18 protein-coding genes are annotated in these 18,646 nt (G+C 62.4%); 8 read left to right on the forward strand and 10 right to left on the reverse strand.

Features of this window, described 5'->3' with window-relative positions; translation table 11 throughout:
* The first annotated feature begins 5 nt into the window (after positions 1-5).
* Complete coding sequence (locus RHP72_RS04015) at positions 6-635, forward strand: TetR/AcrR family transcriptional regulator (protein WP_007734052.1); 630 nt, start codon at positions 6-8, stop codon at positions 633-635.
* On the opposite strand, the gene RHP72_RS04020 is transcribed toward RHP72_RS04015, so the two are convergent.
* The gene (locus RHP72_RS04020) at positions 626-1,420 is read right to left on the reverse strand and encodes a putative protein N(5)-glutamine methyltransferase (RefSeq protein ID WP_208689889.1); all 795 of its coding nucleotides are present in this window, start codon (positions 1,418-1,420) and stop codon (positions 626-628) included. The genes RHP72_RS04015 and RHP72_RS04020 overlap by 10 nt on opposite strands.
* Before the next feature lie 209 nt (positions 1,421-1,629).
* On the opposite strand from RHP72_RS04020, the gene RHP72_RS04025 reads away from it, so the two are divergent.
* Positions 1,630-2,790 (forward strand): lipase family protein, encoded by a 1,161-nt coding sequence (locus RHP72_RS04025; RefSeq protein WP_208689888.1) that lies wholly within the window; start codon positions 1,630-1,632, stop codon positions 2,788-2,790.
* Between the two features lie 10 nt (positions 2,791-2,800).
* On the opposite strand, the gene RHP72_RS04030 is transcribed toward RHP72_RS04025, so the two are convergent.
* Complete coding sequence (locus RHP72_RS04030) at positions 2,801-3,367, reverse strand: TetR/AcrR family transcriptional regulator (RefSeq protein WP_047269626.1); 567 nt, start codon at positions 3,365-3,367, stop codon at positions 2,801-2,803.
* Between the two features lie 127 nt (positions 3,368-3,494).
* Between RHP72_RS04030 and zapE the strand changes: the two genes are divergently transcribed.
* On the forward strand, positions 3,495-4,442 hold the full coding sequence (zapE, locus tag RHP72_RS04035) for a cell division protein ZapE (protein ID WP_054781070.1): 948 nt from the start codon (positions 3,495-3,497) through the stop codon (positions 4,440-4,442).
* 9 nt (positions 4,443-4,451) lie between these two features.
* Here zapE and RHP72_RS04040 read toward each other — a convergent pair whose 3' ends face one another.
* The gene (locus tag RHP72_RS04040; RefSeq protein ID WP_276116504.1) at positions 4,452-5,201 is read right to left on the reverse strand and encodes an AraC family transcriptional regulator; all 750 of its coding nucleotides are present in this window, start codon (positions 5,199-5,201) and stop codon (positions 4,452-4,454) included.
* Between RHP72_RS04040 and RHP72_RS04045 the strand changes: the two genes are divergently transcribed.
* Both RHP72_RS04045 and RHP72_RS04050 read left to right on the forward strand, forming a co-directional pair.
* Positions 5,176-6,021, forward strand: coding sequence for an ABC transporter ATP-binding protein (locus RHP72_RS04045; RefSeq protein ID WP_311094372.1), 846 nt, complete (start codon positions 5,176-5,178; stop codon positions 6,019-6,021). The genes RHP72_RS04040 and RHP72_RS04045 overlap by 26 nt on opposite strands.
* Positions 6,018-7,325: an FtsX-like permease family protein gene (locus tag RHP72_RS04050; protein ID WP_020906135.1), complete on the forward strand. Its 1,308-nt coding sequence runs from the start codon at positions 6,018-6,020 to the stop codon at positions 7,323-7,325. Before RHP72_RS04045 ends, RHP72_RS04050 begins: the two co-directional genes overlap by 4 nt.
* A gap of 18 nt (positions 7,326-7,343) precedes the next feature.
* Here RHP72_RS04050 and RHP72_RS04055 read toward each other — a convergent pair whose 3' ends face one another.
* From RHP72_RS04055 to RHP72_RS04070, 4 genes are all read right to left on the reverse strand, one after another.
* The gene (locus RHP72_RS04055; protein WP_054826812.1) at positions 7,344-8,192 is read right to left on the reverse strand and encodes a sterol desaturase family protein; all 849 of its coding nucleotides are present in this window, start codon (positions 8,190-8,192) and stop codon (positions 7,344-7,346) included.
* A gap of 82 nt (positions 8,193-8,274) precedes the next feature.
* Entirely contained in the window at positions 8,275-9,084 is an 810-nt protein-coding gene (locus RHP72_RS04060; protein ID WP_234550868.1) for a PE-PPE domain-containing protein, read from the reverse strand.
* A gap of 188 nt (positions 9,085-9,272) precedes the next feature.
* Positions 9,273-10,460 (reverse strand): serine hydrolase, encoded by a 1,188-nt coding sequence (locus RHP72_RS04065; protein WP_050794088.1) that lies wholly within the window; start codon positions 10,458-10,460, stop codon positions 9,273-9,275.
* Positions 10,461-10,593: 133 nt separating this feature from the next.
* Entirely contained in the window at positions 10,594-10,881 is a 288-nt protein-coding gene (locus RHP72_RS04070) for a MerR family transcriptional regulator (RefSeq protein ID WP_003945791.1), read from the reverse strand.
* 484 nt (positions 10,882-11,365) lie between these two features.
* On the opposite strand from RHP72_RS04070, the gene RHP72_RS04075 reads away from it, so the two are divergent.
* A complete protein-coding gene (locus tag RHP72_RS04075; RefSeq protein ID WP_007734072.1) occupies positions 11,366-11,602 on the forward strand; it encodes a hypothetical protein in 237 nt (78 codons plus the stop codon).
* A 135-nt stretch (positions 11,603-11,737) separates the two neighbouring features.
* Here the strand turns inward: RHP72_RS04075 and RHP72_RS04080 are convergent, their stop codons facing one another.
* The 3 genes from RHP72_RS04080 to kstD all read right to left on the reverse strand — a co-directional run bounded on the left by RHP72_RS04080 (position 11,738) and on the right by kstD (position 16,142).
* Entirely contained in the window at positions 11,738-13,501 is a 1,764-nt protein-coding gene (locus tag RHP72_RS04080) for a cholesterol oxidase substrate-binding domain-containing protein (protein ID WP_007734073.1), read from the reverse strand.
* 69 nt (positions 13,502-13,570) lie between these two features.
* Positions 13,571-14,428, reverse strand: coding sequence for a MaoC/PaaZ C-terminal domain-containing protein (locus RHP72_RS04085; RefSeq protein WP_042449393.1), 858 nt, complete (start codon positions 14,426-14,428; stop codon positions 13,571-13,573).
* The gene (kstD, locus tag RHP72_RS04090) at positions 14,418-16,142 is read right to left on the reverse strand and encodes a 3-oxosteroid 1-dehydrogenase (RefSeq protein WP_007734077.1); all 1,725 of its coding nucleotides are present in this window, start codon (positions 16,140-16,142) and stop codon (positions 14,418-14,420) included. Before kstD ends, RHP72_RS04085 begins: the two co-directional genes overlap by 11 nt.
* 115 nt (positions 16,143-16,257) lie before the next feature.
* Here kstD and RHP72_RS04095 point away from each other — a divergent pair, with 115 nt between their 5' ends.
* Positions 16,258-17,856, forward strand: coding sequence for an FAD-binding protein (locus RHP72_RS04095; RefSeq protein ID WP_064443102.1), 1,599 nt, complete (start codon positions 16,258-16,260; stop codon positions 17,854-17,856).
* Between the two features lie 3 nt (positions 17,857-17,859).
* On the forward strand, positions 17,860-18,645 hold the full coding sequence (locus RHP72_RS04100; protein WP_042449395.1) for a 2-keto-4-pentenoate hydratase: 786 nt from the start codon (positions 17,860-17,862) through the stop codon (positions 18,643-18,645).
* Position 18,646 lies beyond the last annotated feature (1 nt).

Genomic DNA, 18,646 nt, shown 5'->3' on the forward strand with positions numbered 1-18,646 from the left:
GATATGTGCCGGAGCCCGAACGCATCGACAAACGCAGCCTGAGATACGCCGGGCGACGTGAGGAGTTGCTCGACGCGCTGACCCGCTACGTCATCGACAACGGTGTCGGGGAATTGACGGTGAGGCAGCTCGCCAAGGCCGTGGGTGTGTCGCATGCGTCGCTACTCAACCATTTCGAGAGCAAGGAGAATCTGCTCTCCGAGGTCATCGAGAACATGCGTGGTGAGTCCATTCCGATTGCGGTGCCGATGAAACCGGGGGTCGATCCGGCGACAGTGCTGACTGCGTGGTGGACCGAACGTACGACGCCGGAGGTCCTGCCGCGGTTCCGGGTGATGGTCGAGATCTACGCCCTCGCGCTCGGCGACCGCGACCGCTACGGACGGTTCCTGGACCGTTTTGTGGGCGATTGGATCGAGGCACTGGAAGCCGGTCTACGACAAGCGGGTTGCCCCGAGGACGATGTTGCCTCTGTCGCTACTCTGTTGCTCTCGCAAATGCGGGGTCTGTCGATGGATCTTCTGGCCACCGGCGACCGGGCCCGCGTCGATCGCGCGTTCGGGCTTTTTGTCGACGGCTTTGCCGCCCGCGCTCGGGAGTGGTCCACGCCAGGATCCGATCGCCTTCAACGCTGACCGATCACCACGGTCGACGCGGTCTCGCTGTAGGTTGCCACCCGAGTGAGAAACCCTCCCCGAGTGAATGTTTCAACAGTCATTTCGACCTGCTCCGTACTCGTCTCGACGAGAAGACAGCCACCCGGTCGTAGCCACGGCGCGGCGTCCGCGATGATGCGACGCTGCAGGTCCAGTCCGTCGGTACCGCCGTCCAACGAGACCAGCGGTTCGTGAAGACGGGCTTCGGGCGGCATCAGCCTGATCGATTCGGTGGGGACGTAAGGTGCATTGGCGACGACGACATCCACGCGACCGAGTAATTTCGTCGGCAGTGGTTCGAATAAATCGCCTTCGAGTACACGCTCGGGCGGTGTGATGTTTCGGCGAGCGCACCGCACTGCGGCCGGTTCCACGTCTACCGCGTACAAATCGACGGCGTTGAGCGTCGACTGCAGGACAACACCGACAGCTCCTGAGCCGCAACACATGTCGACGACGACGCTTCCTGGGGTGACAAGTGAGCAGGCCTGCCGGGCGAGGAACTCGGTGCGCCGGCGTGGGACGAAGACTCCGGAGTCGATGTGAATGCGCAAGCCGCAGAACTCGGCCCATCCGAGGACGGGCTCGAGTGGTTCGCCGGCAACTCGTCGGTCGACCATCGCGTCGAGTTCATCGCGAGAGCGTGCGGTGTGAAGAAGTAGGCGAGCCTCGTCTTCGGCGAAGACGCAACCTGCTGCTCGGAGGATCGCGGCCACCGACTTCTGCTGCGAAGCAGGGAAGGTCGGGAGATCAGGTGCTGACATGAGAGAGCCTTTCGGCCTCCTGATCTCGCGGGGGACCTGCACGTATCGAACACCGCCACCCTACCCGAGCAGGCGTGTCACGACGGTCGATGCGCAGCGAAAATTTGGGTTGACCAAATGGTAAGGCTGTTCTATGGTCTGAACTCGATCAGCTGATGTGGGGCCGATCACCACATATGCACCGTCACCGCAATCGGTAGGAGAAGTACGTGAGTAAGCGACTGTGTAGGACGCTCGTCGGACTGAGCGCGAGTGCGTTGGTGGCGTTGACAGTTGCGGCGCCGGCCGGAGCGGAACCGAACGATGCTCCGGGTGCTGTCGTGAGTCAGGAGTTGCTCGGTCCCGACCGGGTGATCCCGGGTGCCGTGAGCGCAACGAAGGTGACGTACTGGTCGACGGGCCCGAAGGATGCGCCGATGACGAGTACCGGTGTGGTGTATCGCCCAGAGGGAGCTCCGCCCGAGGGTGGTTGGCCGGTCATCTCCTACGCGCACGGGACGGTGGGTGTCGCGGATCAGTGTGCGCCGAGCAGCAGTGTTCCACTCGAACGGACCGCGACGCATCTGGGTCACTGGCTGGAGCAGGGATACGCGGTCGTGACCACCGACTACGTGGGGCTCGGAACACCCGGTGTTCACCCGTATCTCGACGGTCGTTCCGCTGCACACAGCGTTGTGGACATGGTGCGTGCCGCTCGTGCGGTCGACGACGACCTGTCGAGCGCATGGGTTGCGATGGGGCAGTCGCAGGGCGGGCAGGCGACTATGTTCACCGCTTCGCTTGCCACTGCTTACGCGCCGGAGTTGGACTACCGCGGCGCTGTCGCCACTGGTGTCCCCTCGAGCATCGAGAATCTTCTACCGCTCGGTGGTCCGGCTTTCCCGGCGCTTCCGCTCAAGGGTTCGACGGTCTACATCGCGAACGTTCTTGATGGACTGCGTGCTTCGCGGCCGGATATCGACATCGACTCGTATCTGACCCCGCTCGGCAAGACCATCCTCGACGACGTCGAGAACAACATGTGCTACACCGAGGCGCGCACGAAGTACGGCACCGTCACGCTCGGGCAGGTGCTGACGAAGTCGCTGGACAATCCAGTATTCATGGAGGCTGCGCGTGACCTGCTCACTGTGCCGACCGCAGGATACGACCGCCCGTTCTTCATCGGTCAGGGGTTGTCGGACATCGATGTTCCGGCACCGCTGACACTGAAGTTCGCGGCCGACCTTACTGCCAACGGTGTCGACTTTGCATTCCATACCTATCCCACTGATCATCTGGGAACCGTTCCGGCTTCGGTTCCAGACAGTACCCCGTTTGTCGCGGCACTGTTCTCTGGTCAACGGCCCTGCACCGGAAGCCTCTGCTGACCAACATCTTTCAGGCGGCACCAACTCCGCGCAGATAGATGTCGATCGGGATCCGAAGTTGCCGAACGGTTTCGGAGGAGCGGGGATCTCGGCTACGCGCTCCGAGGCAGTAGTCGAAGATCAAGCCCTCCAGAAGGCTCAGAAAATTTGCGGCGGCGACGTCAGGATCGTCAACGCCAACGATGTCGAAGACAGGCCTTGCCTTCTCCCGTGAAAACAGGCTGTCTTCGAGGAGTTGGTGCAATGCCGAATCTCGGGGAGTTTCCAAGAGCAGTGCATATCTCGCGATCAATTCGTGTCTGCGGTGCGAAAGAAGATCATCGAGATACTCGGCCGTCAGGGCAGCAGGATCGCTGGGCCTCTCGCGGAGTTCGTCGAATATCGAACGTGACCGGTGCACGATGTGCAATGCGGTTGCTTCGAGTAGTGCCTCGCGAGTGCGGAAATAGTACGACGTCGAACCGGCAGGAAGTTCCAGGGACTGATCAACCGCCCGATGGGTGAGTGCACGCGGGCCCTGCTCGGCGATGATCGTGACGGCGGATGCCGCGATGAGGGCTCTGCGATCAGGCTTCATGTCGTTCCTTGTTGTCGATGTTGCATGCTGCCGGAGTTGAATGTTGCAGATGGTGCGTCGTGAGGGTCACATTGACTCGATTTGCCTTCGATCACTAGCCTCGACTCTACAGACGTAGAGGAGTCTTATGCTACTGGACGAAGAGCAGTTGGCGGCACGCGAAGCCCTCGACGCACTGCAGGCCCGGATCTCGGGCGGTGAGGTCGGGGGTGGGATCTATCTCTGGGGTAGCGTCGGCCGCGGGAAGACGATGCTCATGGACGAGTTCTACGACGGGCTCCCGGTCGGCAAGCGGCGCATTCACTTTCATCGGTTCTTTGCAGATCTGCACTCTCGGGCGCATGAACTCGGCTCGATGGGCGTGGCACTGGATCACGTCGTCGATGGAATCCGTGTGCTCTGTTTCGACGAGTTCCACCTCGACGACGTCGCCGACGCCATGTTCATGGCAAGGGTTCTCGACACAATCGTCGCGAAAGGCGTGACTGTTGTCGTCACGTCCAATGTTCCGCCGACCGATCTTCTTCCCAATCCGCTTTTTCACGAGCAGTTCGTTCCGTCGATCGAGTTGATGGAGCGGACTCTCGAGGTGATCGAGTTGGGTGGCTCCGTCGACTATCGGACGGCAGGACAGCCAGGTGCCGGGGACTACCGATTTGCGACAGGGGAATTCCTCGTCGGCTCGGGAATTACGCGGCCTTCGGGCGAAAGTGTCGAATTGACGATAGGCACACGCACATTGGAGTGCTCGGCGATTCGAGACGGTGTCGTTTGGTTCGATTTCGAGGTGCTGTGCGCTGGTTCGACCGCGGCTGCCGATTATCTCGCGCTCGCCGCACGCTTCGACGACTGGGTGATCTTCGGAGTGCCGGTGCTCGCCCAGGCGTCGGAATTTGCCCTTCGCCGTTTCGCGAATGTCGTCGATGTTCTCTATGACGTCGATGCGCGGCTGACGATCTACGCCGACGCCTACGTCGAAGAAGTGGCAGGCAGCCTCCGGGACGTGCCGGGGTTGGCGCGCCTCTACAGTCGTCTGTCGCTACTGGCGAGGTCGGCGGCGGGCAGCATCAGTTGAGGAGTAGCGTCAATTCCAGGTGAGGCCGCCGGTCGCGGCGCTGGGCGTGAGCCCGAACATACTGTGGCAGATACGGTTGAGATGGGCGCTGTCGGTGAAGCCGGCCTCGTGGGCACTGGTTGTCAGGCTTGCGCCACCGCTCATCACTTCCATGGCGCGTCGTAGCCGCAACCAACGAATGTAGGTCGAAAAACTCATCTGCAGTTGATCGTTGAAGATTCTTCCCAATCGGCCGGGCGAGATGGAGACCAGCGCGGCGGTGTCCGTCACCGTTATCGGCCCCGAAAGTCGCTCGGGCAGTATCGTCAGAGCATGCTCGAGTGCAGGGTGAAGAGCGCCTAAGTTCGACGGCTGTCTACTTTCGGACAGTGAATCGATCAGCCTCGCTGCGTATTCCAGATCCGAATCAGCGCCACGGTCCGTCATCGCTACTGCGGTCCGCCCACGGTCCGACCAGTCGGCCACACCACCGTGCTCGGATACAGGCGGCCTGATGCGCCGGCCCATCCCCGTGGTGGAGTCAATGTAAATCGCTCGTCCCCGCGCACCCTCGGAGGCGGACAACGCGTGGACCGCCCCGGATGGAATGACCACGGACCGCACGACTTCACTGTGGCCGTCCCCGTCCGTGACCGTGACGTCCCCGTCGTCGACGATCATGATCTGAACGGCGGCATGCGAATGCATGTGCGCGGATCCCACTGCGCCGGTGAACATGAGAATTCCGGGCTCCATGTGGACGGCGCCGGACCAGGTCATGTCGGAAATCATAGTGACGACCCTGACAGAGCTCGGGGTCCGGTCATCCTCCGGTAGGACCGCACTCGGTTCGAAGATCGTGCGCTGGGCCGATGTGCTGGCGAGGGGTTCACGAGAAGGTGGAATCATGAACAACGCACAAGCACCCGCAGTCCTGTCGGTCCACGCGCTGGGCAAGTCGTACGGCGACGTTCCAGTGCTCCGAGGTGTATCGCTGGAAGTGCGCGCCGGTACTGCTACGGCCATCATGGGTCCTTCAGGGTCGGGCAAGTCGACTCTGCTGCATTGCATGTCAGGAATCGTCAAGCCCGACTCGGGAGCAATCCTGCTGAGCGGCAGGCATATCGAGAACCTCGGTGAGAACGACCGCAGCCGCCTCCGGCGCGAGTCGTACGGATTCGTTTTTCAATCGGGCCAACTGTTGCCGGAGCTTCCGGCGATCGAGAACGTCGCTTTGCCCTTGGTGCTCAACGGGTTGTCCATCGCCGAAGCCAAGCGGACGGCGCAGGGCTTCTTCGCGCCATTGGGACTGGACGGGCTGCAGGACCGTCGCCCGGGTCAGATGTCGGGTGGGCAGTCGCAACGTGTGGCGATTGCGCGAGCGTTGGTGACCAAACCCGCCGTTCTCTTCGCAGACGAGCCGACCGGTGCCCTCGACGCGCAGACGAGTTGGGAAGTGATGAGGGTGTTGCGTGATTCGGCTCAACAGATCGGTTCTGCGTTGGTCGTCGTCACTCACGATGCCGAAGTCGCTCGGTGGTGTGATCGCACGATGATGATGCAGGCCGGTTCGCTCGTCGGGACACAGGTGGCGGCATGAAGGCCACAGCGCGCGTTGCATTGATGACGGTGCGAGGTGAAGGCCGAAAGGCCTTGAGTACCTTCGCGCTCCCAGTGTCCGCATTTGCCGCCTCGACGACGTTGTTGCTGACGGTGCTCGGCGGCTACGGTGCATTTGCGGGCAGATCGAGCGAACCCGAAGCCGAGGCGTACCTAGCGCTCGCAGGGGTTGCTTCGGTGTTGATGATCGTTCCAGCCGTCACTCTCGGTCTGGCGGCGGCCCGCTTGGGCGCGCGCCGTCGCGACGAACGACTTGCCTCGCTGCGACTCATCGGATCCACCCCTCGCCAGATCGTTGCGCTGTGCGCTGCGGAATCGGGTATCCAGGGCTTGGCCGGTGCGTTGATCGGTGTGGTGGGATACCTCCTCGCGTTGCCGCTCGTAGCTCTCTTGAGATTTCAAGGTCGGACATTCGAGTGGAGTGAGCTTTGGGTAGGCGCACTTCCGCTGGTGGGCATCGTATTCGGAATGACCATCCTGGCTGCTTTGACGTCGATGCTCGGGATGCGCCAGGTGTTCGTGAGCCCGTTGGGCGTCACGGCGGGCAATCCCAGCGCCGCACCGAAGATGATCTTCGCGGTGGCTGGGGTGGGGGTTCTTGTGGGATGGAGTGCATTCGGGGGCTCCGCGGCAAGCATCGCGGCAATCCTGGTGGGCCTTGGTCTCTGCTTCGGCGTTGTTGCGTTGGTCGGTCCGTTCGTCATTTCGCTGCTTGGACGGATCATGCTCAAATGCGCCAAAGACGGTGCTTCGCTGATTGCGGCGCGTCGGGTCTTGGATAATCCGAAGGCTGTGTGGCGCACGGTCAGCGGTGTGACGATGGCCAGCTTTGTTGCCGCAGGAACATCTCTCCTCGCCGCGATCGGCAACGGGGAAGGGCAGGATTTGCAGCCAGGGCAGGAGTTCCTGTTCGCGGACATGAGAACCGGGGTGTTGTTCACTCTCGGAGCAACATTCACGTTGGCGGCAATCTCGTCTGCGCTCACCCAGGTATCCGGGATCCTCGACAACCGTGAGCTGTATCGGAGTCTGACTTTGGCCGGCACACCTGTCGAGGTGATGGACAGCGCCCGCATGAGGCACGTTCGCACTCCCGTGGTGGTGATGGCACTGGCCGGCGCCGGCGCTGCACTGCTGTTCCTCTTCCCGCTGGCAGGGGCAGCCGTATTGACCACTCCGATGGCGCTGGTTCAGTTGGGCGTCACCCTGGCTGTGGGGATCGCGTTGGTGTTGGCCAGTGCGTTTGCAGCCAAGCCCGTCATGCGACGGGTACTCGCGGGCTGAATCTCCACCGATCGTCCGTCAGTTCTGTCTCCGGAACGGTTCGGCCAACTGGCCGAGGTAGTCGTCCGGGTAGTCGGGCTTGGCCGCCATTCCGAGATCGTCACTGCTGAATCGCTTTTCCGGATCGAAAGAATAAGTGCGGAACAGGTGATCCCAGATCAGAGTGAACAAACCGAAATTGACGTCACCGATTCCCGCCCACTTGAGGTGATGGAATCGGTGGCCGGCGTTGAGGGCGAGTATCGGGCGCAGGGGGCCGATGCGGTAGTCGGCATTCGAATGCTGAAGCAGGAGTTGGACAGCGACACAAACCGCGAGCGCCGAGGCAACTGGAACGGGCATCCCGAGGAGGATCAGTGGCAGGACGCCACCGGCGGTTTCGAAAGTCTGATGTACGGGGTGCTTCATCAGTCCGTTCATACCGTAGAACCGTTCGAGGCTGTGATGAACCGCGTGGAAACGCCACAACCATCCAACCTTGTGGCTGATCAAATGCACCACGGTGATGCCGAAATCGGCAACCAACACTGCGAAGACGACCTGAAGGACAAACGGAAGACCGCTCGGCCACAGCCCGTCGAACGGAATCACCGCGGCCATCAACGGGATTACCGCGACGCTGACCAAGATGAGGGATTCGTTGACAAACGCATGGACAGCGTCGCGAAACCTGTCCGGTCCCGGGGCATTCCACGAAGATTCGTAGGGAAGCGCCCGTTCGGCCGCGAAAGAGCAGACCACTGCGAAGAGAATCAATGCCACCAGTGACCATTTCGGCGCACCGGATGCCGCCAGCGCGATTGCGGCTCCGTTGATTCCCAAGAGCATGAACGGGACGTACCCGTATCTGACGATGAGGGTGAGCATGTATTCGATGGTGCACGGCGCGGGTGGTCCTCGACTTGTACGAATCGGTCGACTTTCAGTCAGCCGAACAAGCGGTGTCGCGTTACTTCGTCAGCACGGTGGCGAGTGCAGCGCTCAGATACGGAGTGATGTTCTCGACGACCCGTGTCACGATCGCAGTGGCGACGTCAGCCGGTTGCAGTGGCACCGACGGTGTCTGCGGCAGCGCCGGGGGAGCAGGCGGAGCGGGCTCGGACATCATCGGCGTGTAGGTGTTGTGCTTCGTGAAGTAGCCGAAGACCGAATCCACGAACACCTCGGGCGCATCACGCGGCTTGGGCATGTTGCAGATGCCGTCACCCTCGATGCAGACTTCCTGTACTGCGATGTCTCCGAATCCGCCGCGTGCTCCGGACATCGTCGCTCCCGGAACGACATTGGGCACTACGGTTTCGATGCCCCCGGCCGAGTTACGAGGGTCGGCGTAGAGGACGCCTTCGACTTGCGACTGCGGAATGGATCCGTCGCGTGCGATGTCACCGAGCACGTCGCCGGCAATACGCGCTCCCTGTGAGTATCCGGTGACGACGATCTCGCTGCCCGGGCACTGAGCGTGGAAAGCGTTGACTTCAGTGCGAAGCGTCTGGGCGCCGGCGGCAACGCTCTGGTCGTACGTCTGTTCGCCGAGCGGCCAGAAGCTGGCGGGGTAGGTCACCGGCTTGGAGGCGTAACCCTGGGCGACGTAGCGGTCGGTGACGGGTTGCGTCGTTTGTCCCGTCGGATCCCACGTTCCGCCGACCGCGAATACCGCACCGGCCGGGCACGACCCACCGTCATTCGGGTCCGCTCCGGCAGGTACCGACATCACAAGAGCCACCCCCGCTGTGACTGCAACCGTGCATGCCACTGACATCGCGTATTTCCTCATCGGGCCTGTCCCCATCTATCTACGTTCTCGTTCACTGGCGAGACAACCCGCGGTCCGACGCGTTTCGTTCGGTACTGAAGAGAATGGTGATGGGGCGATAAGTCCTGGAGGTAATCCGTGCGTAAACAGGAAGTTGCCGACCGGCGCTGTTTACTACCAGCGTGTGTGGGGCGTCACGGCGTCGGTACCTGCGGCGGGTGATCCGGCTCGAGGAGGGTTCCGATCTCCTTCCCCATCGACACGGCGTTGTTGAGGTCCGCGTTGGTTGTCGGCCCGAGTGTGGCGTAGACGACGATCGTCGTCTTCGAGTCGGGGTAGTAGAGCGCGAGACCGTTGTAACCGCCGTACGACGGGTTCATCACCAGCCAGCCGTCGAGGTGCCCGGTCCCGAAGGAAAAGAACTTGTCCGCCGTCATACTTCCCAAGCCCGCAGTCGTCGGCGCCATCTGCTGCTCGAAAGCCTTGTCGGATAGTAACTCTCCCGTTCCCAGTGCGCGCACCCACTTTCCGACGTCGGCGACAGGCGCGTTCATGTTTCCGCTGTGCAGGAACGCCGTCGGATTCCAGAAAGTGGAGTCTTCGAATACTCCACGTTCATTGGTGTAACCGTGCAGGATCGGTTCGTCCATCTGCGACGTGAGTACAACGCTGCTGTGATCCATCCCGAGTGGATCGAAGACGCGCTGCTGAAGTAGTTCGCCCAGCGGTTTTCCAGTCGCTTTCTCCATGACGTCGCCGAGTAGCGTCAGGTCGCTGTGCGCGTACGCCCAACTGGTGCCGGGTTCGAACAACGGCGGGCGGGAGTTGGCAAGATCCAGGATCTCTCGAGAAGTCCAGCCCTTCATCGGGTTGTCCGTGAAGAGTTTGAGGAACTGTGGATCGGTCACGTAGTCGGAGATGCCCGACGTGCTGTTGGCCAGCATTCGCGGAGTGATGGTGTCTGCGCGTGGAAAGTTCGGTTCCCACTTCGCGATCGGTTGATCGAGGGGAAGCGTTCCCTCTTCGTCGAGTTGCAGCAGGACTGTCGAGAGCATCGGTTCCATCGGTTGGCCGACGCGCAACTGCATGTCGGTTGTCGCCGGAACTCCGACAGGGGACTCTCCGACGGCGCCGAGAGCAACTTCGTCGTCGCCTCGCCACACCCCGAACACAGCGGCACTGAGGCCCAAGTCGGCCACTTGGCGGCGGACGATGTCCGTGATCTCGGTGGATTCTCGACTGCTCGAGGTGCTGGGAGAGGCGCTGCCCGTGTTTGTTGCGGAGTCATCGTCGGAACTGCACGCAGCGGTTGCAATGGCAACGGTCAAGGCGATCGACAGAGCAGACAGCCGCACCCGAGCGCGGTGGTGGGAGGAAGTCATGCCTGCGATCCCTTCGATGTGGAAATCGAGCAACCGACGCCGAGCAATGTCCCAATTGGCCGAATTTACCGCAGTTGGAAGGAGGAGGGGTCAGATCGACCGTATAGGCGCATCTGCTGTTCCAGTGCAGTCCTCATTCGGGTGCCGCGTCCGGTTCCTCTCGCAGGTCCTGCGCTTGCTGAAGCTCGGCGTTGATGCGACGGGCTTCGGTGAGTTGGTCTTCGAGGATGATGATGCGGCAAGCCGCGTCGAGCGCCGTGCCGTTGGCTACGAGTTCGTGCGCGCGGGCTGCGATGCGCAGCTGGTAGCGGGAGTAGCGGCGATGTCCGCCCTCAGAGCGTTGCGGGGTAAGTAGTTTCGCGGCATCGAGGCTACGAAGGAAAGCTTGCCTGACACCGAGGATCTCGGCCGCATGTCCCATGCTGTACGCAGGATAGTTCTCGTCGTCGAATCTGCCGGAGGGGTCCCCCGGTGGTGTATCTGCCGGAATGGCTCGCTTCTTTCGCTGAACGGACGGGGCCCCCGGCGCGAGGAGCGCCGGGGGCCGGATGGGGTTGAACTTACTTACATAACTGCATTCTTTCGAACTTCCGGACTCGCACAAGACATCCGGTAGCCGCTTTGAAGGGGGGTGCCGGGTCCGACTACACACTCACACACGAATTCGGCCCCGGCACGTCCCTGCCCTGCGGTACTGCTTGCGGGTAGTTCATCTCTCCCGCATCTCTTGACTCGTTCCTTGCTACGAGAAAAAAGATACAACAGCCTCGCGAGAATGTCTACCCTGACCGCTGTAGATATTTTGTTGCGAACATTCTAGGTGTTGATATTCAGGAACGGCCTGGTCGCCGGGGGTGAGAGCGCTCAATGTGAGTCATAGGAGATGGATCTGGGACAATGCTCCGATGCGAAATACCCCGAAGTCCGAGTCGTTGTTGCGCGCCCGCGCGGAGAGGGAAGAGCGCACCGGCTCCTCCGAGCATCCAGCTGGTGGCGCGCCGAACCCCGGAGAGGACTCGTCGTCGTCCGAGCCGGGGGCACGCAGCGACAGCGCCACGATTCGGTCGGCTCGGTCCGAGCTCTCAACTCACGCCAGGGCAGTGGAAAGTATGCACGAGGCGATCCATCCTGATCGCGATTGAGGCAGCTGCCTCGTCGGAATGCGGGGGACTCCTTCATCCCGCTCACTGCAACGCACGACGGCCGCCGCACTCCCGAAAGTAAGGGGAGTGGCGACGACCGTCGAGTTGTCAGAGTGTGCGCTCAGTACTTGAACCTCAAGGCAGCAACTGGTCCAGGAAGGTGTTGCTGAAGACCTTGTGCGGATCCAACGCGTTGAATGCGGCGTTGGCGGTGTCCCAGTTGTCGCTCGATGGGACGCCGTCGCGGTAGGTCTGGGGGAGGCCCTGGGTGATGATCGGGGTGTCGGTGTACGGCTTGTCGGGGCCGAACGCCCAGCCCTTGGACCACTCGGGGCGGAAGGTGGCGTCGTTGTTGTTGTAGTGATTACGCATCCACTGTTCCATTTCGCGGTAGAACGCGAACATGCCGGGGGTTCCGGGGACGCCGAGGACGTTGAGCCAGATGGCGGTGTCCCATTCCGGATGGTCGGGGCGAGGGCGCATGGCCGAGATGGTGGGGGCGCCTGCCGAGTCGACCTCGACATCCGACGGTTGATCGAGGCCGCAGCAACGGATTTCGACGGGGCCGTTGAGGGGGAACTGTCCGATAGAGCGGTAGTACTCCATGCGACCGTTGAACCACTGGGTGAAGTCGTGGATGACCTGGCCGATGTTGGCGCGCGAGGTGATGACGGCTCCGCCGCCCTCGGTCAGGCGCAGGGTGGTGGCCCGGATGTAGAACTGGACGTCCTTGGACCATCCCCACAGGTCGTTGGAGAACGTCGCGGCGAGTCCGGCAACGGTGGTGGCGTACATGATCTGCCCGAATGCCGGTGCGATGCCCGGGTTTCCGGAGTTGATCTGGCCGATCATGTCGGTGACCGGCTCCGGGAGGTTGTCGGAGAAGATGTAGTTGTACGGTCCGGTCACCTCACGCGAGAACGGCGGCTTGGTGGGTGCAAGTGACCACACCTTCATCCACGGGCGTTCGGTGAAGGGGTACCAGATTGCTTCTGCGCGACCGTTTTCGCGGACGAACTTCTCGAAGGTGCGTCCGGACGCTCCGCGGGCGCCGAAGAGTTCCTGCCAACCGATGTCGGTGTGGCTGACGCAGCGCATGCGGTAGTTGGGGGCGGCCTGCAAGGTGACGGAGGTGAGGAAGGTGCGTCCGAGGTGAGTCAGCAGCGGCTTGATCGCCGCGTCGCTACGTGCATACGTCTTCAGTGCGTACTCGCTGCCGTTCCAGACCACTGCGGTCAGGGACGTGACGAGGTTGGAGAGTGAGCCGAAAGTCTGTCCGGGAACGTGTGCTTCGCCTTCGGCGGGAAGAGCTGCGCCGTGAGCGTCGACGGCGAGGCAGCCGGCAATGGTCAACACACCCGGCGCCGGCAGGTTCGCGAACCCGAGGCCCTGTGCCTGCAGTGCGGTGGTGATGGCGTCGAGGGTCGCGCCGGGTCCTGCGGTGACGGTGGCTGGGCTGCCACCGGCGTTGACGGAGACTCCGGTGAGGTGGACCGTGGTGTCGGCGAGGATGACCTTGTCGACCGGCGCACCGTTGACGATGGTCAGCGGCGTCCAGCCGTGCATGGCACCGCGGGGACGAATGGTGTAGCCGTTGGCATGGCCCCAGTTCGCGAGGCGGACTACGTCTTCGGGCGTCTTGGGCGAACAGGTCCAGATCGCGTCGAGCATGATCTCCTTGGACCAGTTCTGATATGCCTGCTGGTACAGCGCGATGCCTTCGGGGAAGGCAGGCGGCGGCGTGAGGGTGGAGACAGGACCACCCGCGGAGCCGGAAGAGCCGGCGGGGACGGCGTAGGCCGGCGTCCAGCCGGCGAATGCGGTCGCTGCCACGGCGCCGGCTCCAGCGGCCATGAAACCTCGTCGGGACAGTCGGAACTTTTCGTCTTGTGCCGTCATCTTCGGGCTACTCCATCGGGTTCGAGAACTACGGTGAGTTCTAACAGGTGGGTATCAGACAGGTTGGTATCAGACAAGAGTGAGAACTACGTCAGCCAGGGCAGGAGCTTCGCGCTCCAGTACAGAAGCTGAGATCAGGAGTCGCCCATTGTCTTTCCAGATCTGGATACTCAAGTTCTCGCCGGGAAATACGACCCCGGCAAAGCGGGCCCGAAATCCGGCTACCCGACTGCTGTCGCCGTCGAGCATGGTATCCACTGCGGTCTTGCAGACCATTCCGTAAGTACACAGTCCATGCAGGATAGGCGCTGGAAAGCCTGCCGCGGAGGCGAATTGCGGATCCGAGTGCAACGGATTCCGATCACCACACATCCGGTACAGCAAAGCCTGCTGTGGAAGCACAGGCGTCACCACTGTCTCATCTGCTTCGCGATCCGGAAGCGTAATCGACTCCGACGGACCACGTTCACCCCCGAAACCACCCTCGCCGCGGGCGAAAATGGACGAGCGAGCTGTCCACAGCGGGTTGCCCTCGGCGTCGACCGTGACGGATTCCTGCACGATCACCGCGGCCTTGCCCTTGTCCCAGATCTCGGCGATTCGAGTTGTGGTGCGGCCACTTCCGCTTGCCGGGATCGGCTGATGGACAGTCACTTCCTGGCTTCCGTGCACCACCTTCGCCAGATCGATTTCGACGCCGGGGAACGACACCTTCGGTGCTTCGGTGGCGTGGAAGTTGGCGGCGACGGTGGCAAAGGTGGGTAGTACCTGAGGCTTTTCGTCGTCGAGGTATCGAAGCTCGTTCGGATCAAGCGGACGAGCACCTGCCCCCAGGGCCAAGTGGTAGTGCTGCACGTCCGACGGGGTCCACGAGAACTCTTGTGGCGCAAGCTCGGCGCCGAGTGCGATCTTCGGATCAATTGGCATGGTCGACCGCCGTCTTTTCAGCTGCAGGTGCTTCGGTTGTCTCGGCCTTCTTCGCACGCTCGACGATGTCGAGTACGGCCAAGTAACCGAAAGTCATTGCGGGACCGATGGTCGCGCCTGGTCCGGCGTAGGTGTGGCCCATGACCGGAGCGCTCGCGTTGCCAGCCGCGTAGAGGCCGTCGATGACGCTTCCGTCTTCGCGTAGTGCTCGGCCGTTGACGTCGGTGCAGATACCACCCTTGGTGCCGAGGTCACCCGGAACCATCTTGATGGCGTAGAACGGAGCCTTGCTGATTTCGGCGAGGCTGGGGTTCTTCAGTCGGGGATCGCCGTAGTACGCGTCGTAACCACTGTCACCGCGTCCGAAGTCCTCGTCCTTGCCGTTGCGTGCGAAGCCGTTGAACCGGTCGACGGTTTCGGTCAGCGATGCGACGGGAAGCCCTGTCTTCTCGGCCAATTCGGCGATGGTTCCCGCCTTGACCACGATGCCGGCCTTGAGCCAGCGGCCGGGGAAGGGGGAGCGGGGAGTGATACCGGCAAACGTGTAGCGGTTGCGGTAGCGCTGATCGAGAATCATCCACGTCGGGATGTTCTCGCCGGGGCCCTCTCCCTGACCGTACTCACCGCCGTACATCGCATGGGTCGCCTCGACGTACGGAGCCGCCTCGTTGCCGAAGCGCTTGCCCGACATGTTGACCATCATGCAGCCCGGGAGGGTGCGCTCGGAGAGCGCGAACCACGGTCCGCCGGTCAGCGGAATGGACGGGCCCCACCAGGCGTCGTCCATGAAATCGACTGCAGCGCCCACTTCTTGGCCTGCGCGGATACCGTCGCCGGTGTTTGCCTTCGCGCCGACGGTCCATTCGGTGCCGATAGGTGCGCGCTGGTACTTCTCACGCATTTCCTTGTTGTGCTCGAATCCGCCGGATCCCAACACGACTCCGTGGCGAGCGCGGATGACCTGCTCCTCGCCGTCGACGATGACGTTGACGCCGCGAACTGCGCCGTCTTCGGTGTACAGGGAGGTCAGCGGGGTGTTCAGCAGGATGGGTACTCCGGCGGACTGAAGTCCGAGTCGAATACCGGCGACCAGTGCCTGGCCGCGAACCAGCAGATCCTTCTTGGTGGCCTTCGCTGCGAGGAATCGCATGCCGACCTTCATGGCGCGCAGGGGTCCGCGAGGATTGCGCATCAGCAGGTTGAGCCACTTGTAGTCGGCCTGGGTGATGACGAAGTTCTTGGGGGCCTTGACGTAGTCGGGCTCGAGGTTCTTGCGGTCGGCGCCCAACTTGTTGCCGTCGAACGGGGTGGGCTCGACACTGCGGCCACCGAGGCGTCCGCCGGGTGCTTCCGGGTAGTAGTCGGAGTAGCCGGGAACCCACTGCAGCTCGAGCGGGCTGTTCTTCAACACGAACGAGAGCATCTCGGGACCGCGCTCGAGATAGGTGTCGATGCGTTCGGGAGCGACAACGTCGCCGATGATGCTGTGCAGGTAGGAACGTGCGGCCTCCGGTGTATCGGTGACACCGTCCGCTTGAAGTGCCTCGTTGTTGGGGATCCAGACCCCACCACCGGAACGGGCGGTCGATCCGCCGTAGTGGGCGGCTTTCTCCACGATGACCACACTCAAGCCCTGGTGGGCTGCGGTCAAGGCCGCTGTCATACCTGCGGCACCACTGCCGACGACGACGATGTCGTATTCCTGCTTGCTCATGTAGAACACGTTATAGAATGATGGGGGTGTCAGTCCATGCTTTCTGCCAGGAAGTATTTCCGGACGTTGTCATTGATAACGAAACACGTTGCAGTGAGATTGAGGGTGGTGCGGTGTGACCTGGGATACTTCGGTTGACGTCCTTGTGGTCGGGTTCGGTGTGGCGGGCGCCAGTGCGGCGCTCGAAGCTGTAGCGGCCGGTTCGTCGGTTTTGGCAATCGACCGAGCACTCGGTGGTGGTGCCAGCACGATTTCCGGAGGAATCTACTACGCCGGCGGCGGCACCGTGATTCAAAAGGAAGCCGGTGTCGAGGACAGTCCCGAAGCCATGCTCGCCTACCTGAACCGCGAGGTCGGTGACGCGGTGACGCCGCAGACTCTGCGCCGGTTCGTCGACGAGAGCCCGGCGTCGATCGACTGGCTGCGCAGTCACGGCGTGCCGTTCGAGGCCTCACTCTGTCCGTACAAGACGTCGTACCCGAGCAACAAGCACTACCTCTACTTCTCGGGTAGCGAATCGGCCGGCGGGTTCCGTGACATCGCAAAACCTGCTCCGCGTGGTCATCGCGCCAAGGGGCGTGGCACGTCGGGAAAGATGCTGTACGGCCCGCTCGCGAAGTCCGCGGAGGCGAAGGGCGTCCAGTTGCTCGGCCAGACGCGAGCGGACCGGCTGATCATCGAGGACGGCCGGGTGATCGGCGTCGAAGCACTGACGCTGCGTGACGCACCCGCCGGAGTTCGTCGCCGTCACGCGACGCTCGGGTCCTTGTCCTCCAAGCCCGGCGTCTACGCACCGCAGTTGCGCACGATTCTCGACGCACTGATCGCGAAGATCGAGAAGAAGCACGCCAAGCGGATTCGTATCCAGGCACGCGGCGGCGTGATCCTCAGCGCCGGCGGCTTCGTGTCCAATCGCGAGATGATGCGTACCCATGCTCCCGCCTACAAGGGCGGTATCCCGCTCGGCACCTCCGGGGACGACGGCAAAGGCATCAACCTCGGTGTCGAAGCCGGGGGAGCCACCGACAAGCTCGGCAATGTGTCCGCCTGGCGATTCATCGTCCCGCCGAGTGCTTTTCTCGGTTCCATTTTGGTGGGTGAATCCGGTGCGCGAATCGTCGACGAGTCCCGTTACGGTGCCGCTCTCGGTCAGGCGATGGCGGAGAAGAGCAGCGGAATCGGTTGGCTGCTGGCAGATTCCGAACTCGTTCGCGAAGCGAAATCGCAGATAAGTGACCAGTCGATGTGGTTCCAGCGGGTACAGACCACCGGAATGATGCGTACTGCATTGCGTGGCAACACCATTGCCGAGGTCGCCCGCAAAGCGGGGATAGACGTCGCCGGCCTTCAAGCCACCGTCGACGCGCACAACTCCGCTGCCGCTGCCGGACAACCTGATCCGATGGGTAAACCGTCGGACTTCGTCAGGCCGATACTGTCTGCGCCGTTCACGATGTACGACGTCTCGATCAAGCCCAACATGATGAATCCGTGCCCGATGCTCACGCTCGGTGGATTGGTGGTCGACGAATCGTCCGGCATGGTGAAAAACGAGGCCGGGGAGGGTATCCCTGGTCTGTACGCCGCCGGCCGTACCGCGGTCGGTATCTGTTCCAACTCGTATGTGAGCGGCTTGTCGCTCGCCGACTGCGTATTCTCCGGACGACGAGCCGGTCAGCACGCAGCCGCATTCTCCACAGTCGGAAAGGCCTGAACGATGCTCTCGACGCAGATCCGTGGCGAACTTGCCGACCATCTTGATTCGGCGGAACGGGATCGCGCTCCGATCAGCCCGCTGATCGCCACGTATCCGGACATCGACGTCGTCGACGCCTACGAGATCCAGCTCATCAACATCCGGCGTCGTGTTGCCGGTGGCGCAAAGGTGGTCGGACACAAGGTCGGACTCTCGTCACTGGCGATGCAGCAGATGATGGGCGTAGACGAGCCAGATTACGGTCACCTGCTCGCCGAGATGGAAGAGTTCGAGAACCGTCCGGTCGACACGTCGCGCTTCTGCTTCCCGCGCGTCGAGGTGGAGGTCGCCTTCATTCTGGGAGCAGATCTGCCGGGCGCCGGGTGCACCGAACAAGACGTCATCGACGCTACTGTCGCCTATGCGCCGTCCATCGAGTTGATCGACAGCCGGATCAAGGACTGGAAGATCGGCCTCTCGGACACCATCGCGGACAACGCGTCCTCCGCCGGGTTCATCCTCGGCAAGGAACGAGTTCGCCCGTCGGACATCGACATCAAGGCCATCGACGCGGTGCTGACCTGCAACGGGGAGCGGATTGCGGAGGGGCGCAGCGATGCGGTTCTCGGTAACCCGGTCACCGCTGTCGCGTGGTTGGCGCAGAAGGTCGACACGTTCGGAGTTCGGCTCAAGGCCGGCGACATCGTTCTGCCGGGTTCGTGCACGCGAGCGATCGACGCTCATCCAGGCGACAACTTCCGAGCCGAGTTCAGCGGCCTCGGTTCCGTCTCTCTTCAGTTCACGTAGG

The organism is Rhodococcus sp. SG20037, assembly GCF_031763325.1.
GTDB lineage: Bacteria > Actinomycetota > Actinomycetes > Mycobacteriales > Mycobacteriaceae > Rhodococcus_F > Rhodococcus_F qingshengii.